The 15,004-nt window shown below is 48.2% G+C and carries 10 protein-coding genes and 1 pseudogene; 2 read left to right on the forward strand and 9 right to left on the reverse strand.

Translation table 11 applies throughout. From position 1 onward, the window contains the following. Positions 1–7: 7 nt before the first annotated feature. The gene (locus NG796_RS06860) at positions 8–652 is read right to left on the reverse strand and encodes a class I SAM-dependent methyltransferase (protein WP_261205160.1); all 645 of its coding nucleotides are present in this window, start codon (positions 650–652) and stop codon (positions 8–10) included. Positions 653–747: 95 nt separating this feature from the next. Between NG796_RS06860 and NG796_RS06865 the strand changes: the two genes are divergently transcribed. Further along, complete coding sequence (locus NG796_RS06865) at positions 748–2,163, forward strand: Rieske 2Fe-2S domain-containing protein (RefSeq protein WP_261205161.1); 1,416 nt, start codon at positions 748–750, stop codon at positions 2,161–2,163. A 121-nt stretch (positions 2,164–2,284) separates the two neighbouring features. Here NG796_RS06865 and NG796_RS06870 read toward each other — a convergent pair. The 4 genes and pseudogenes from NG796_RS06870 to NG796_RS06885 all read right to left on the reverse strand — a co-directional run bounded on the left by NG796_RS06870 (position 2,285) and on the right by NG796_RS06885 (position 8,510). Further along, a pseudogene (locus NG796_RS06870) lies at positions 2,285–3,136 on the reverse strand (DNA-methyltransferase). Then, a complete protein-coding gene (locus NG796_RS06875; protein ID WP_261205162.1) occupies positions 3,133–3,351 on the reverse strand; it encodes a DUF2283 domain-containing protein in 219 nt (72 codons plus the stop codon). Before NG796_RS06875 ends, NG796_RS06870 begins: the two are co-directional and overlap by 4 nt. Further along, on the reverse strand, positions 3,342–3,650 hold the full coding sequence (locus NG796_RS06880; RefSeq protein WP_261205163.1) for a hypothetical protein: 309 nt from the start codon (positions 3,648–3,650) through the stop codon (positions 3,342–3,344). Before NG796_RS06880 ends, NG796_RS06875 begins: the two co-directional genes overlap by 10 nt. Positions 3,651–3,869: 219 nt before the next feature. Continuing rightward, positions 3,870–8,510 carry a PAS domain S-box protein gene (locus NG796_RS06885; RefSeq protein WP_261205164.1) on the reverse strand — a complete coding sequence of 1,547 codons (4,641 nt, stop codon included), beginning with the start codon at positions 8,508–8,510 and terminating at the stop codon, positions 3,870–3,872. A gap of 531 nt (positions 8,511–9,041) precedes the next feature. Between NG796_RS06885 and NG796_RS06890 the strand changes: the two genes are divergently transcribed. Continuing rightward, positions 9,042–10,964 carry a hypothetical protein gene (locus tag NG796_RS06890; RefSeq protein ID WP_261205165.1) on the forward strand — a complete coding sequence of 641 codons (1,923 nt, stop codon included), beginning with the start codon at positions 9,042–9,044 and terminating at the stop codon, positions 10,962–10,964. Positions 10,965–11,038: 74 nt separating this feature from the next. Here NG796_RS06890 and NG796_RS06895 read toward each other — a convergent pair whose 3' ends face one another. From NG796_RS06895 to NG796_RS06910, 4 genes are all read right to left on the reverse strand, one after another. After that, positions 11,039–11,425, reverse strand: a complete 387-nt coding sequence (locus NG796_RS06895) for a hypothetical protein (RefSeq protein WP_261205166.1) — start codon at positions 11,423–11,425, stop codon at positions 11,039–11,041. Between the two features lie 36 nt (positions 11,426–11,461). Next, positions 11,462–12,592 carry a glycosyltransferase family 4 protein gene (locus tag NG796_RS06900; RefSeq protein WP_261205167.1) on the reverse strand — a complete coding sequence of 377 codons (1,131 nt, stop codon included), beginning with the start codon at positions 12,590–12,592 and terminating at the stop codon, positions 11,462–11,464. Between the two features lie 37 nt (positions 12,593–12,629). Further along, positions 12,630–13,898, reverse strand: a complete 1,269-nt coding sequence (locus NG796_RS06905) for an NAD(P)/FAD-dependent oxidoreductase (protein WP_261205168.1) — start codon at positions 13,896–13,898, stop codon at positions 12,630–12,632. Positions 13,899–14,118: 220 nt separating this feature from the next. Beyond that, the gene (locus NG796_RS06910; RefSeq protein WP_261205169.1) at positions 14,119–14,994 is read right to left on the reverse strand and encodes an SDR family oxidoreductase; all 876 of its coding nucleotides are present in this window, start codon (positions 14,992–14,994) and stop codon (positions 14,119–14,121) included. Positions 14,995–15,004 lie beyond the last annotated feature (10 nt).

A 15,004-nucleotide genomic window follows, 5' to 3' on the forward strand; every position in this document is an offset into this window, starting at 1 on the left:
TTTAACCCTAACCTTTTCTGCTCAAAATAACGGATAAGTTATTAGTAGGCATTTCTACAATTTCCAGTAAACTTAAGCCATTTTCCCCGGCAACTCTCTCTACATCCTCTAAATTCCTAACCCCCCATTCCGGGTTTTGCTGTTGCAGCGTCTCATCAAAATTTTCATTTGACGGGGCCGTATGTTTTCCTCCTCGTTTAAAAGGACCATACAGGTACAAAATCCCCCCCCTAGGTAAAATTCGACCTGCCCCCGCCATCAATCCTAAAGTAGCGGTAAACGGAGAAATATGAATTAAATTAATGGCAATGATTGCCGTAATTTTCGATCCATTCACCGGCGAATAATCAGAGGATTCAATTGACCAAACCGAATCGGCAACATTGAGGGGAATGGGAGGGAAAAGATTGTCTGATGGCACTTCTTTCATCCAGGCGAGAATACTCTCCCGTAATAGCGCTTCGGGTTCACTGGGTTGCCAGAATCGTGGTTTGAGGCGAGGCGCAAAAAAGATGGCGTGTTCACCGCTGCCGCTGGCAACTTCTAACACCGTTCCCGTTGGTGGGAGAACCCGACGCAACACCTTTAAAATCGGTTCACGGTTGCGTTGAGTTGCCGGGGCGAATCGTCTTGCATCATTGGGATAGTTCATTTCTTTTCTAAAATTTGTCCATTCAGGTGATTAACATTCTAAAATTAGAATAGCAAACCATCGGACAATCATCGAGCCAACTTAGCTGAAATAGTATGATAGCAAACGAGGCGATCGCCTTAGAAACCGCACCCTCTTTCCACACTGAACCCGGAGGCAACGACCCCCACCGCTTTGATGTTCGGGAAGCTTGGTATCCCGTCTATTATCTTCAAGATTTGGACAAGTCCAAAATCATGAGGTTTACCCTATTGGGAGTAGATTTAGCCATTTGGTGGGACAAAACCGGGCAGTCTTGGCGGGCATTTGAAGATAAATGTCCCCACCGTCTTGCACCGCTATCCGAGGGGAGAATTAATGAACAAGGTTGGATAGAATGTCCTTATCATGGATGGGCTTTTTCCGCAAGCGGCAAGTGCGAAAATATACCCCAACAGAATGAGGGCGGCAAGGCGGAACAGTCAGAACGTGCCTGCGTGAGAAGCTTTCCCACTACAGAATATCAGGGATTGTTATTTGTGTATGCCGGAAATCCGGAAAATGCAACAAACACCAGAGTTCCTATAGTTAATCCCTTGGAAGAATCCCCAGAAAAATGGATTTGTTTGAACACCTTTCGCGACTTACCTTATGATGCCCTGACCCTGTTAGAAAATGTTCTGGATACCAGTCATATCCCCTATACCCATCATCGCACCGTCGGCAACCGTTCCAACGCTGGAAAGGTTGAATTGGAGGTAATAGCATCAGGAAAACAAGGATTTGAAGGATTTTGGGAAGAAGGACCGCGCAAAGGTACTTTAGGCAGTCAGCAGACCCACTTTATTGCACCGGGACTAATGTGGAATGACCTGACTTCTAAGCAATTTGGCAGAACGATGACAGTCGTTTATGCCACGCCAATGCGCAAAGGAGAATGTCGGTTATTTGCTCGATTTCCGTTTCAATTTGCTTCAAAAGTCCCAGAAACTTTTATTAAATTAACGCCGCAATGGTATTCCCATATTGGACAGAATGCTATCTTAGAAGATGACCAAATTTTTCTATACCATCAAGAGCGATACTTAGAAGCAGCCGGAGGGAGTGAGAAAATTGCTAAAGCGTTTTATTTGCCAACAAAAGCGGATTTGTTTGTGTTGGCATTTCGGAAGTGGGTGAATCAGTATGACGCCGATCCCTTTCCTGGAGAATCTTTTCCACCGTTGCGATCGCGAGAAGAATTACTTGATCGCTATCATTCTCACACCATCCATTGCCGCAGTTGTTCCACCGCCTTGAGAAGAATCCAGAAACTGCGGGAAAGTGCGGGGATTTTAGCTGCGATCGCCTGGATAACTGCGCCATTATTAGCCGTCATCGCCACCGAAAACCCCATTCCAACGGTTGCCCTTTCCACCGGAATTACCCTGCTTTTAAGTGCGCTATGGTGGGGATTAGGTAAGTTAGAACGCCGGTTCTACGAGGGCCGAGATATTCCCCCCAGAAACTTACCCGAGAAAAAGAAGAGGTAGTATTAGTTAGTAGTAGATCTCGTGACTCAGCTTCAGCCAAGTCACGAGGTAAAAAGTTAGGACATTCAAACTCAGTTTCAGATTTGTCAAAGAGGGTAGAAGGGGTTCTTTTCCCTCAACTTTAGAATAAACTCAGTTGAACAATCGCTTCATCTAGTCTTTTTTGCGCCATTTCCTGATAATTTTTCACCAATTCGCAGCCGATAAAATTTCTTTCATGCTTGAGTGCTACCACCCCGGTTGTCCCGGATCCGGTAAATGGATCGAGGACAATATCGCCTTTTTGAGTCGAGGCGAATAGGCAGATTTCCACTAAGGGTTCTGGATAAACGTCAAAATGGGTATCCCTGAATTTCCCCAGGGGAATTTCCTAAACCGTTCTCTTGTTTCTGCCTTTGGGGTGAAATGCTTGATCCCATCGACTATCATGGAGGTTCTGATTTCCGGAGTTTTTGCCATTTTCTGGGGTGCTATTTCGTTTACCAAAGTGATTTCTGCCGCCTTTCATTTTGGACTGTTCCGAAACGGTGACATGAGGTTCCCGAATGGCATCGGCGTCGTAATAGTAGTCACTGGTTTTAGAAAACAGAAAGATGTATTCATGTTCCGTGGTGGGTCGATTTTTAACCGATGAAGGCATGGCATTGGGCTTTTTCCAAATGATATCGCTACGGAGAATCCATCCGCTATCTTTCAAGGCAAATGCCACCCGCCAAGGAACGCCGATGAGTTCTTTGTTTCGGTAGGTGTCGCCTAAATTGACCCAGAGTAATCCATTGTCTTTCAGTTTGGGCTTTAATCGGTTAAAGCAAGTCACGAGGTTTTTAATATAATCGGTGAAGTTTTGTTTTCTACCAATTTCATCGGAACAGTTGCCCTTTGCCCACAGAGCAAGCTGATATTTGATAAACCCAATTTTGTCGTAAAATATAGGCGATGAAACGACAATTATCGCAGAAACCCGGTCCCTCAATCCTGGACTTTTCCGACTAACTCAGCAATCAGTGGTTTTTCGGTGGAGAGATGACTCACGTGCATTACAGAAAATCCTAGAATATTCCCCTGTTCGTCTATCCGTTCCATAATGCAATCGTTGTCGGTTTCTCGCATATAACCCGCTTTATCGGAAAAAATTACTTCTAAAAAATCAGCTTCTTTATCATACCAAATTTTTAAGTTTAGGGCCATATTTGTTCTCCTTTCTTCTGTTTATCAGTTAAATAAGCTGTAACAACGAAAGCGTCTGCTTCTATATATTTTACCACTACACACAGCCACTTGTCCCCCACTTGGGTTCCTACATAGTAACGGTAGTTTAAACAAGCATTTTCATCGGTCCGTGATTTCCGAATGGCTTCGGGGTTTCGCAAGGTTATGGCAAGCTCTCTTTCCATGTTCGCCATTTCCGGATGGAGTAAAATATGGGCCAATCGTTCATCGGTTAGTCGGACCTCACGCCCCTGATAGTCGGTTAATATCTTGAACACAATTCCAACTTTTCCTGATTGTTGATTTTTTTTATTATTCTAATACAGGGTGTAGCAACTTGAGTGGGTGAATAATTGCCAGGGATATCAACAGTTAGATTTATCAGACTAAAAATATCCAAGTATAAGAATTTCAGTTGGATTTATCTGACTTTAGCTGTTAGGCCGCCAATGGTTTGAACCCCCGCCTGCTGCTATTATAGACGCGATGAAATGCGGTTAATTTTTCCTTTGAGCAATAGGGATTTGAATGATGAATTCGGTCCCTTTGCCGGGGGCGGTGATGCAGTCTAAAATACCGTTGTGTTTTTCTACGACGATTTGATAGCTGATGGCTAATCCGAGTCCTGTTCCTTTGCCGACGGGTTTGGTGGTGAAGAAGGGGTCGAAGAGGCGGGATTTAGTTTGTTCGGTCATGCCGGGTCCGTTGTCGGCGATGTGGATGATGGCCCGATCGCCTCGAACTTCGGTGCTAATCCGAATAGTTGGCAAGGTTTCGTTGGCTTCTGAACAGTGGCTTTCTAAGGCATCGATCGCATTGTTAATGATGTTCATCAGGACTTGATTCATCTGAGACGCATAGCACTCAATTAAGGGCAATTCCCCATAGTGTTTGATGAGTTCTATGCTCTGGCGATCGCCTTTTGATTTAAACCTATTTTGCAAAATTAACAGGGTATTCTCTATCCCTTCATGAAGGTCTACTTCTTTCATATCCGCTTCGTCTAGGCGGGAGAAGTTGCGTAAGCTTAAGACAATTTTGCGAATCCGTTCGGTTCCCATTCTCATGGAGGCAAGAATTTTCGGCAGATCGTCGGTAATATAATCCAATTCTAGGTCTGCAATTGCCTCTTCCAGTTTGGCCTCGGGTTGGGGATAGGTTTCCTGATACAGACTAATGATAGTCAGCAAATCTTCTGTATAATCGTTTAAATGGGTGAGGTTGCCGTGGATGAAGTTAACCGGATTATTGATTTCGTGGGCGACTCCGGCGACTAATTGCCCTAAACTAGACATTTTTTCAGTTTGGATCAGTTGAGATTGGGTTTGTTGTAACTCCTCTAAGGTCGTCTGTAATTGTTCGGTTTGTTCTTGGGCTTGGCGGGCGCTCTCTTGGGCTTGGCGATATAAGTCGGCTTGGTACAGGGCGATCGCCAATCGTTCGGCTACTGCTTGCAACAGTTCTACTTCCCACTCCTTCCACTTTCTGGGTTGATAGTGGCTTCCGCAAACCAGGCAACCGATATCTCCCGAGGCGGTTTGAATGCTAATAATAACCACGGCGCGATACCCCCATACTGTATAAAGTGATATAATATCTTGATCGGAATCGTCGCTCAACTCATCGCACCGAATCAGTTCAGCGTTAGCAATTTTCACTTCGACGGGCGTCCCTTCAACGGGATAGCGCCCGATTCGACTGTCGAGTTCAGGGTTTTTCACTTCCGTGACGATTTCCCAGTAAGGGGGGGTACTACAACAGCGATACCATATAAAACTACAGCGATCCAGTTCCAATAACTGGTATAGCTGGTGAACTACGGTTTCTAGGATGGTATTTACCTCTAGGGAGTTGCGAATATCGCTAGAAATGCGGTTAATCAGGGATTCTCGATTCGCGAGTTGTCGGGATTCGGCTTCGGATTGACGCAGGGCTTTTTCAGCTTGTTTGCGATCGCTCACATCAACGCCAATTCCCCATCCGGCCCACCCTGGAATCGGGAATTGTTTAGAAATATTCGACCAAACAATCGTTTTAATGGTGCCATCTTTGGCCGTGAGGTCCAGTTCCAAGTTCCGATAATGATTATCGAATTTCGCCATTTGAGTGAAGATGGCTTCCCGTTCGGCAGAGTTAGGATACAACATCTCGAAGGCTTGGGGATTGCCGACCATTTCCTCGGCACTATATCCGGTGACTCGCTCACATTCGCGGTTCCAGGCGATAATCAGTCCCTGATTACTGGAGGCATTCATCATCACGGGCATATGATCGAGAATCCCGAGTAGGTATTCTTCTCGCTGTTTGAGGGCACTTTCTGCTTCTTTGAGGGCGGTGATATTTTGAGCGACTAACATTCCCGCAAAGATTTCTCCCGTGGCATGAGTGACTGGGAGAACATGGAGAAGATATATTCTTCCTGCATAAGGAAATTCAAAGACTACAGTCTCACCCTGGATGGCGGAACGATACATGGGTTCTAAGATCTCGACGATTTCCCCGGGCCAGAATTCCGAGAGAGTTTTGCCTTCCATGTCGGCTTTAGAAATTCCGAGTTCGGCGAGGTCTCGTCCATCAACTAAAGTATAACGTAACTCTAGGTCAAATAAGGCAATTATCCCTTTGGGAAAATTACGGGCGATCGCCCGATACAGTTCTTCACTCCGGCGCAAGGCTTCTTCAGCTTTCTGACTTGATGTGATATCATGGGCTGTGCCAATGAGTTTTACGAGTTCGCCTTCGGCGTTGAAAATGGGTTGGCCTTTGGAGGAGATAAATTTGATAGAACCATCGGGAAACAGCATTCGGTGTTTCCGTTCATAAGGTTGCTTTTGTGCGATCGCCTCCTCAATCAGGGTTTCGAGAGAGTCACGATCTTCAGGATGTACCAGTTGCAAAAACTCCTGATAGGTTAGTCCTAATTCCGGCTGTTCAACCTGATAAATCCGTAAGAGTTCCTCGGACCAATCCACATGATAGGTACTCAAATCGAATTCCCAGGACCCAATATGAGCCACTTGTTGGGCTTGGGCGAGTTGCAAGGCGTTACGCCGCAGGGTTTCTTCCACATTTTTGCGTTCGGTGATGTCCCGGATAATGGTGGAAAAATATTCCACTGCGCCACTTTCGGACCGATGGCTCATCAGGACCTGTAAGGCGGGTATTTCCGAACCGTCTTGGTGTAGCAATGCCGTTTCTCCACTCCAAACGCCGGTTGTAGCTGCCGTGTGGAAGGCTTGAGTTGAGATGAACTCTTGCTGAGATTCAGGAAGAAAATCGGAAATGTGCCGCCCGGTGATATTCTCATCTTGAGTAATTCCGACAATGCGGCGGGCAGCAGGGTTCATGTAAAGCACTTTCCCGTGGATATCGCAGAACCCGACAAAATCAGGGGTCGCGTCAATGACGGCGGTAAGGCGTTCTCGTTCTTTTTGGGCTTCTTTGCGATCGGTGATGTCAGTGACAATGCCATCGATTCGGAGGATTTGACCTTTGGGGTCATAAATCAGCCGACTCCGCGCTTGGACGGTACGAATGCTGCCATCTTTGCGGATGAGGCGATATTCAACTTCACCGCTGCCGGTTGTCATGAGTTCTGCACTGTAGCGATCAACTTGATCGCTATCTTCTGGATGAACCATCTCCCGCCAAATTAAGGGATTTTCATAGAACTCTTGGGGAGGAATTCCATAGATTGTTTCCGTAGCGGGGTTGAAAAAGAGTGCCTTGAAGGTGTTGGGATTAATGGACCAGACCATATCATCGAGGGAGTTGAGGATGCTGTTGAGGCGGGATTGGCTTTCCTGTAGCGCCGCTTCGGCATCTTTGCGATCGGTAATGTCTCGCATGGCAACAACGGCACCTAGCTTGTTCCCGGAAGCATCTATGATCGGTTGACCACTGGCGAGGAGGGTGCAGGGTTTCTGATGTTTCGGCGCGATTACCATTTCAACATTTTGAACAGTTTCGCCGCTAAAGGCGCGAAATAAGGGAACTTCTGTCATGGGCATCGCGGTCCCATCCGGGCGGTATAAATTATAATACTCCCCCCACTGTTCGGGGGGGATAGGTCGTTCGGGGAGTCCACAATATTCTCGGGTGGCCCGATTGAATAGGGTTAAAATACCGTTGGCGTCACAAGCGACTATCCCATCGGTTAAGTTATTGAGCAGGGCATTGAGGAATTCCCGTTCTTTCTGTAAGGCGGCTTCTGCTTGGGTGCGAGAGGTGATTTCTGTCTGTAACTGGTCGATCGCCCCTTGGAGTTCAGCGGTGCGATCGGCCACTCGGCTTTCGAGGTCATGATTAACCTGTTTGAGGGCTTCTTCGATTTGTTTGCGATCGCTAATATCGACTAGGGCCCCGACAAACCCCGTGACTTCTCCCCGATCGCCGGTTTGGGTTACGGCTTGAACGAGTACCCAGATCATTGTTCCATCGTCACGCACCAGCCTACATTCGATGCGAAATTTCACGGGGTTTTGGACGAATTGGGACCATTGGGCAAAGACGAATGAGCTATCTTCGGGATGGATGATCCGGGTCCATCCGAACCCCATTGCTTCTTGAGGGGACATTCCAGCTAGTTCACACCATTTTTTGTTGACGTAGCGGCATTTTCCATCGAGGTCAGACTGGTAAATTCCCACGGGACAGAGGTTGGAGATTTCTTGATACCGGCGCAAGCGGTCTTGGAGGGATTTGATGCTGGGGCGGTTGTGCGGCGGTTCTAAGCTGGGGCGAGCGCTAGGTTCGGGGATTTTTCGACCCACTCCATACATTACCCCTTCTTCCCTAGACAGGCTGATTTCCCACTCAACCCACTGATATGTACCCTCTTTTCTTTGAGAGCGATTTTGAAAGCTAACCTGTTTAATTTCTTCAGATAGAGTGGCAATTTTCTCAACCGTTTGCGCTTGGTCTTCTGGATGTACCCTACTCATAAAGGGGCGATTTACGAGGTCTTCTGGAGTCACGCCGAGGACTCGTTCCCATGCGGGATTAACCTGTTGAAAATTCCCCTCTAACCCGAGTAGACAGAGTAAATCCTGCGATCGGTTAAAAAATCCCACATAAGGGGCTGAATTGGCTAAATTTGATCGCTTTTTTGATGACTTTTTTTGAGATTGGGTTGCCATAGATTACGGTCTTTCACTAGGGTTTGAATGGAGGGGTTTTTCTAGGGATTAGAGGGGGACCTTCTCCCTGGGTTTTGAGTTTTTGTTGTCAAAAATTAGTCTATCCTTTTTTTCCAGTCTCTGCTGGAATCAGGATTTATAGCGCTTCCTACTGTGATGAAAGGTCCATTTTGGGCCGGTTCTACGCTACCCTCTCTCCTCTGACTTCACCTGGGGCGGTGGGCGTGCGAGTATCTTACTCCCTCTGTAATTGTAGGGAAGAAGATGCTCCCATTCCTCTAAACCTCATAAGCCGAGGAACTGCGATCGCCAGGGTTTTGGGAACACTGTGCTGTTAATCTGAGGGTTATAATCGAGTCTAGGCTTAAGCCGTACTTCTTTTTAGGAGGGGCAGAACATCAAAGGCATTGATGATCTGGGCGTCCTGTCGGGATTGGGAAAGGAAATGTCTCGATTTGAGCCAATTCCACCCGTTCCCCTTTAAAATAGGCACAGACTTGTCCCTCGTTGCTCATTTATTTTTTAATTCAAATGCGTTATTGGGTCGTTAATCTATGTCTGGCGATCGCCCTGAATGCTTGCACGAGCCTTCCCGTGAAAAACCCCACCCTTGAATCCCGGGAAAATCTCACCCAATGGACAAGCGCACAAAAACAAGAACTGCGCGAAAGAAGCACCCAGATCCAACGCCTTTCTCCCTATTCCAGTTTAGATCCAACTGAGGTGGAATTTCGACGGCGGAGTTTATTAATTCGACAAAGAATAGCCCGTCCAAATCTCGAAGAACGCGATCGCTGGTGGCGGAGAAATAAGATTGATGACCCTCATAAATACTTGCTGCCGATTATTTTAGCCCGCCTCAGTTTGCCGGAGGATTACGAACCTCAACCTAATTGGGATATGTGGTTAATATTGGACCGCGATCGCCCAGATTTGTATCATTTCCGCAGTATGCTCGATGTTCGTCTTTTCTTCCTCCATCGCAATAGTCTCCCGGATGCGGTTAAGGCGTCTTACCAAAGTATGTTGGTTAGTCCTCGGGTAGAGGAGTGGAATGAAGGGGGTACGGAAAATCATGGATTTATGCAGCGGGGTTCTGGCTTGGCCCTGATAGATAACAGTGGGTTTCCGGTGGAACTTCCCCATGTAGCAGAAACCAATGAGGCTTGGTTGCGATCGCAACTGGATAAGTTTCTCACTATTGGTCAGGGAGAATTTCATTCTTCGACCTATTACGGCTACAGTATCACAGGATTACTGAATTTGTATGATTTTGCTAAAACTCCCGAACTGCGGGAACTAGCAACGGCTTTATTAGACTGGTATGCGACCAATATAGCCTTGCGCCTGAGTTGGGGCACTTCGGGCGGGGCGGAAAGTCGCGGGTTTGATCGCAATACTTGGAATAGTGGATTGAGTGCAGTGGCTTGGATGTGGTGGGGAACTCCCAATCCCTTGAATGATCAGGCGATCGCTGATGGAATGCAGCTTAACCATGCCAGATTAGCCCTAGCCCCGAGTCTGAGTTCCTATCGTCCTCCAGAACATTTACGGGCGATCGCTCACAAGCAAGTTCCCCTACCGTTCTCAGTTCAAGCCAGTCATCCAGCCTATTACAGCTACCATGCGGACAATCACCTCTGGGAAACTTTTTATGTCACCCCCGATTATTCTGTCGGTACATTGTTAGAAGGTTCTCGGGACTATCAAATAGAAGACACCATTAGGGCGCAGTATGCCACCTATAAACTGGTGATTCGTGACCCCAACGGGGTGAATAATCCTGTGATCAGTCTGGGGGGAACGTATCATTCGCCAATGGCAACGGGAAAAACCCCGGGCGACCAATATGTACAGGAACGAAGTGCGGTGATTTATCAACAGATCCTCACCGAGGCTGACTTGAAGGCAGGGGTCCCGGCCCAGTCGCACCTTGTCTTACCAATGGGGTATGGAGAACCCCGCAGGCATGAAAAATGGTATATCTGGCGCATTCAAGAAACGTGGGTGGTGGCCCAGGTGTGGGGAGATGACATTTCCTTGAAAATCCCGGTTTCTGAGAAAGACGCCGCCTATCAAGCGTTAGGGGCGATCGGCAGTAAAACCGCCTGGATTGTTGATGTGGCAAGGGTTGCCGAGTATCCCACTTTTGATAGTTTAATTCGCAGGTTGGACCGGACTGAAGTGAGGGATGCCGCCTGGAAAACCGACGGTAGGTTAGAGTATAAAAGTCTGGTCGGAGATGAGATCACCATGACCTATAAACCCCAGGGTGCGATCGCGATCGCCACCATTAACGGTAAACCCCGACAACTGGAAAATTGGCCGGTATTAGAGAGTCCTTATGTTCGGCAACCCCTCAAGGGTGGTTTTTTAGAAGTGAAGGAACCCCAACTGGGCATCTGGCGGTTACAGAGTACCCCAACAGGACCTCAATGGGAGGCTAAACCCTGACTCCCATCCAGACTCAACGCGATCGCCGTTGAGGGGAATAGGTGATTCCCCTCTCTCAACCCCCATCGCCTCCTTCACTTCGATTCCTCGATCACCTTAGCTGATACCTCGATCGCATCAATGTCAATGGTCCCCGGGGGGGTCAACCGCACGAAATGATCCTTATCCCCCATCAGCGGTTCCCCACAACTGGGACATTGAAGTTGGGTCTGATTCAGTCCCGTCAATTCATAACTGCACACGGGACACTGATCCACAATCAGGTTCCGACTCAACCACCACCGCAAGCCAAAAAAGCCAATCACCGGCAGCAGGGTGACTGCTACGATTAAGATTAAAATCGACTTCACGACCCATCCCAACCCGATGGAAATTAACACCCACACGATAAACACTGGCATCAACCATCGACTCAGGTCCGATAGGTTCAGCAGCAAGGATTTGTAACTGTTTTGATTCACAATTGACTCCCACAGAAAATCGCCAATACCTCTATCCTACTCAGTAAACTCTATCAGTTGTTTGACGCGCGCGGTAAAGGCATCCGTACCAAACCCCCCTATTGTTTCCTGGCGCAACCAGTCCCCATCGCAGCGGCGGTCCTCTCCTCGCAACATTTCAATACAAGCCGCCGCCACCGCTTGGGGGTCCCGATGTGGCACTTGCCAGCCCAATTTGCCATCCTGCAAGGGGTCTGCTGACCCATCGGCATTCCCCGAGAGCACAGGTTTTCCACAAGCCATCGCCTCTAGGTACACGATGCCAAATCCCTCCTGCGAGGGCATAATATAGGCGTCGGCGACGCGATAATGAAGGGCTAACTCTTCCGTTGGCACAAACCCGGCAAACACCACGCGATCGCTCACCCCTAACTCCTGCGCCAATCCCTGCAATCTCGGCTGATCATCCCCCCGACCAATCACTAAATACTTGACATTGGGCTGGGCTTGTGCTATCTCTGGTAATGCCCGAATCGTTACATCCACCCCTTTATAGATATCCCCTGACCACAGTCGCGCCACGGTCATCAAAACCTTACAGCCCTCTAACCCATAGCGTTCTGTCAACTCCGGCGGTTTAGGACCCGGGGTAAACTGTGTCTCATCTACCGCACAAGGGAGCAAATCAAAGCGACTGGGTGGTAATCCATTCGCCTCACAAGCGCGATCGCGACTGTATCGGCTAATCGTCCATAACCGACTCGCCTTTTGTAATCCCTGTTGTGCGATCTTCGGCAGCGGTTCCCACACCTCTTTCCCATAAGTCCACACCGTATAAGGAATCCCCAAGGGTTGACAAAGCCCTTGCACCAACGGGACCAAATTAATATGACCACAAAACACCCGCCTCGGACGGTGCAAAACAAGCTGATTCCCCAATGCCGCCGCCAATTTCACCCGTCCCCCCATCGGCGATCGCGACTTAAAATACTGAAATTGCAACCCCGGATTCCCCTCGAACGGATTCTCACAATCCGGCCCATCCCGCAGCAACAACACCTGGGCCACCCGCCCCTCACGAGATGCCCAATCCCCATACCCCGTCAAAATATCCCTCACATAGGATTGAATCCCGCCCTCCCGGGAAAAAATTTCCAAAAAGACAAAAACATCCGGTTGCTGCCGCATCCCCAAAACCTCCGTGAAAATCAGTGCAATCTGTAGTTCAACTCCCCAATGACTGTGCCGCTAACCAGCTAGTCGTCCAAGCACTTTGAAAATTAAACCCTCCCGTCACCCCATCAATATCCAGCACTTCCCCGGCAAAATATAACCCGGGACAACACCGACTCTCCATCGTCTTAAAATTCACCTCTTTCAGAGAAACCCCGCCACAAGTGACAAATTCCTCTTTAAACACCCCTTTCCCCGTGATTTGATACTTGCCTCGGGTCAATTCTTCCACCACCTGATTGATTGCTTTTTTAGAAATTTCCGCCCATCGAGTTTCGCTATCCAGTCCCGTTGCTTCTAACAACCGTTCCCACAACCTGCGGGGAATCGGAAACGGACAACTTGTCGCCACTGCCTTTCGCGGTAACTGGGATTTCACCGCCTGTAACTGTTCTCGCAACAGTTCCGGATTATACTGCGGTAACCAATCAATCGTTAACGTCGCCCGATACTTGTGGTTATATAAATATCGCGCCCCCCAGGCGGAAAGTTTCAGAATCGCTGGACCACTCAGACCCCAATGGGTAATCAAAATCGGTCCAGTTTGGGTCAATTTCGCATCCCGTAATTGAACTCGCGCCATTTTCACCGCCACTCCTGCTAAATCCTGAAAGCGAGGGTCAGTGACATTAAAGGTAAACAGAGAGGGAACAGGCGATTCTATGTGATGTCCAAGAGATTGGGCAACTTTATACCCCAGGGGATTGCTACCTGTTGCCAACAGCAGGCGATCGCAACTCAAGATTTCACCAGACTTCAATACAATCTCAAATCCCTCACCGTTCTCACCTGGCGAGGCAGATAGGCGACGTACATCCCCCACTGAAACCCCAGTCCGCAATCTCACTCCCGATTCTCCCACCTGTTGCATCAAACAGTGAATAATGGTCTCGGAATCATCCGTCATCGGGAACATTCGCCCATCTTCCTCGGTTTTCAGCTTCACCCCGCGACTTTCAAACCAGTTCACCGTATCCTGCACCTGAAACCGGGAAAATGCCCCCCGCAACGCCTTACCCCCTCGGGGATAATGGGTGACTAACATCCCCGGATCAAAGCAAGCGTGAGTTACATTGCATCGTCCTCCCCCGGAAATTTTTACCTTCGCCAGGGGTTGCCGTCCCGCTTCTAAAATGGTCACCTCACTCTGAGGATAGTTTTGAGCGCAATTAATCGCCCCAAAAAAACCGGCTGCACCCCCACCAATCACCACCACCTTCACCGGGCGATCGTTCACCACCTTAGATCCTTGCATTTCCATTAAAAATTCTATTATCCCACAGTCTGTCCTCTTTTTCCAGAGGTTCACTCCAGCAGACCTAACCGTGAGAAGAACCCCCGTTCACAAACCGGGGTTCTAATCCCCGGAAAAAAAAGCCCCGTTCAGAAACCCGGTTTCTGCACCACTGTTTGATAATTCGTAAACAATTCCGCCAGAAACCCAGTTTTTAGTCCTATCCGAGAACCCGCAGAAAACCCCTTCAAACCCGTCCCAATAAGGCCAACAACTGGGAGCGCAACGGGAAGGGATTATATCCCAAACTAAAGGCTTTAGAACTATCCAAAGATACATCTGGAGGTCTTGGGGCCGACATCTTTACATCTTGTTGCCGACCAGGTTTAATCCGCCCCTCCCTAACCTCCAAAACCTCAATCACTTGCTCAAAAAAACTATATCGTGAAACCCGCTCTTTTCCTCCTAAATGCAGCAACTTCTCATTTTGTTTCAAGGCCAATAATAACCCTTCAGCGGCAGTTTTTCCACTCACGGGCGTCCGGAATTCATCGGTGAATAAAGCTAATTCTTGTCCCGATCGCAGGGTTTGTAACATCGGCTGAAGGAAACTCTGGGCAGCGGGTCCGCCCTCGCCAAACATCAGCGGCATTCGACAAACAATCGTTTGGGGATTGCGATCGCGCATTTCTATCTCTGCCTGCACCTTTTGTTCACCATACCGACTCACCGGACAAACCTCATCGGTTTCAGCATAAGGGGGATTTAACCCATCAAAAACTAAATCCGTCGAGGTAAAAACACAGGGAATCTGCGCCTCTCCACATAATCCCGCCAAATGACTGGAAACCGTGACATTAATCCGGTACGATTCCTGGGGATAAGTTTGACAAACATTCGGCTGAGATTGAGCTGCTGCATGAATCACAGCATCGGGACAAATTTCATTAAAAAGGGATTTTAAGGCATGAAAGTCGGTCAAATCTACCGGCATCAATTGACAACCTGGAATGCTGATTTCATGAGAGCAATAGGTTCCAAAAACCTGCCACTCTGATTGAGCAACTTGACAGAGATTCCAGCCCAAAAATCCACTAGATCCGGTGATTAAAAGTTTTTTCATGAACCCACAA

Origin of the sequence: Laspinema sp. D2d (genome assembly GCF_025370755.1) — a bacterium.
GTDB lineage: Bacteria > Cyanobacteriota > Cyanobacteriia > Cyanobacteriales > Laspinemataceae > Laspinema.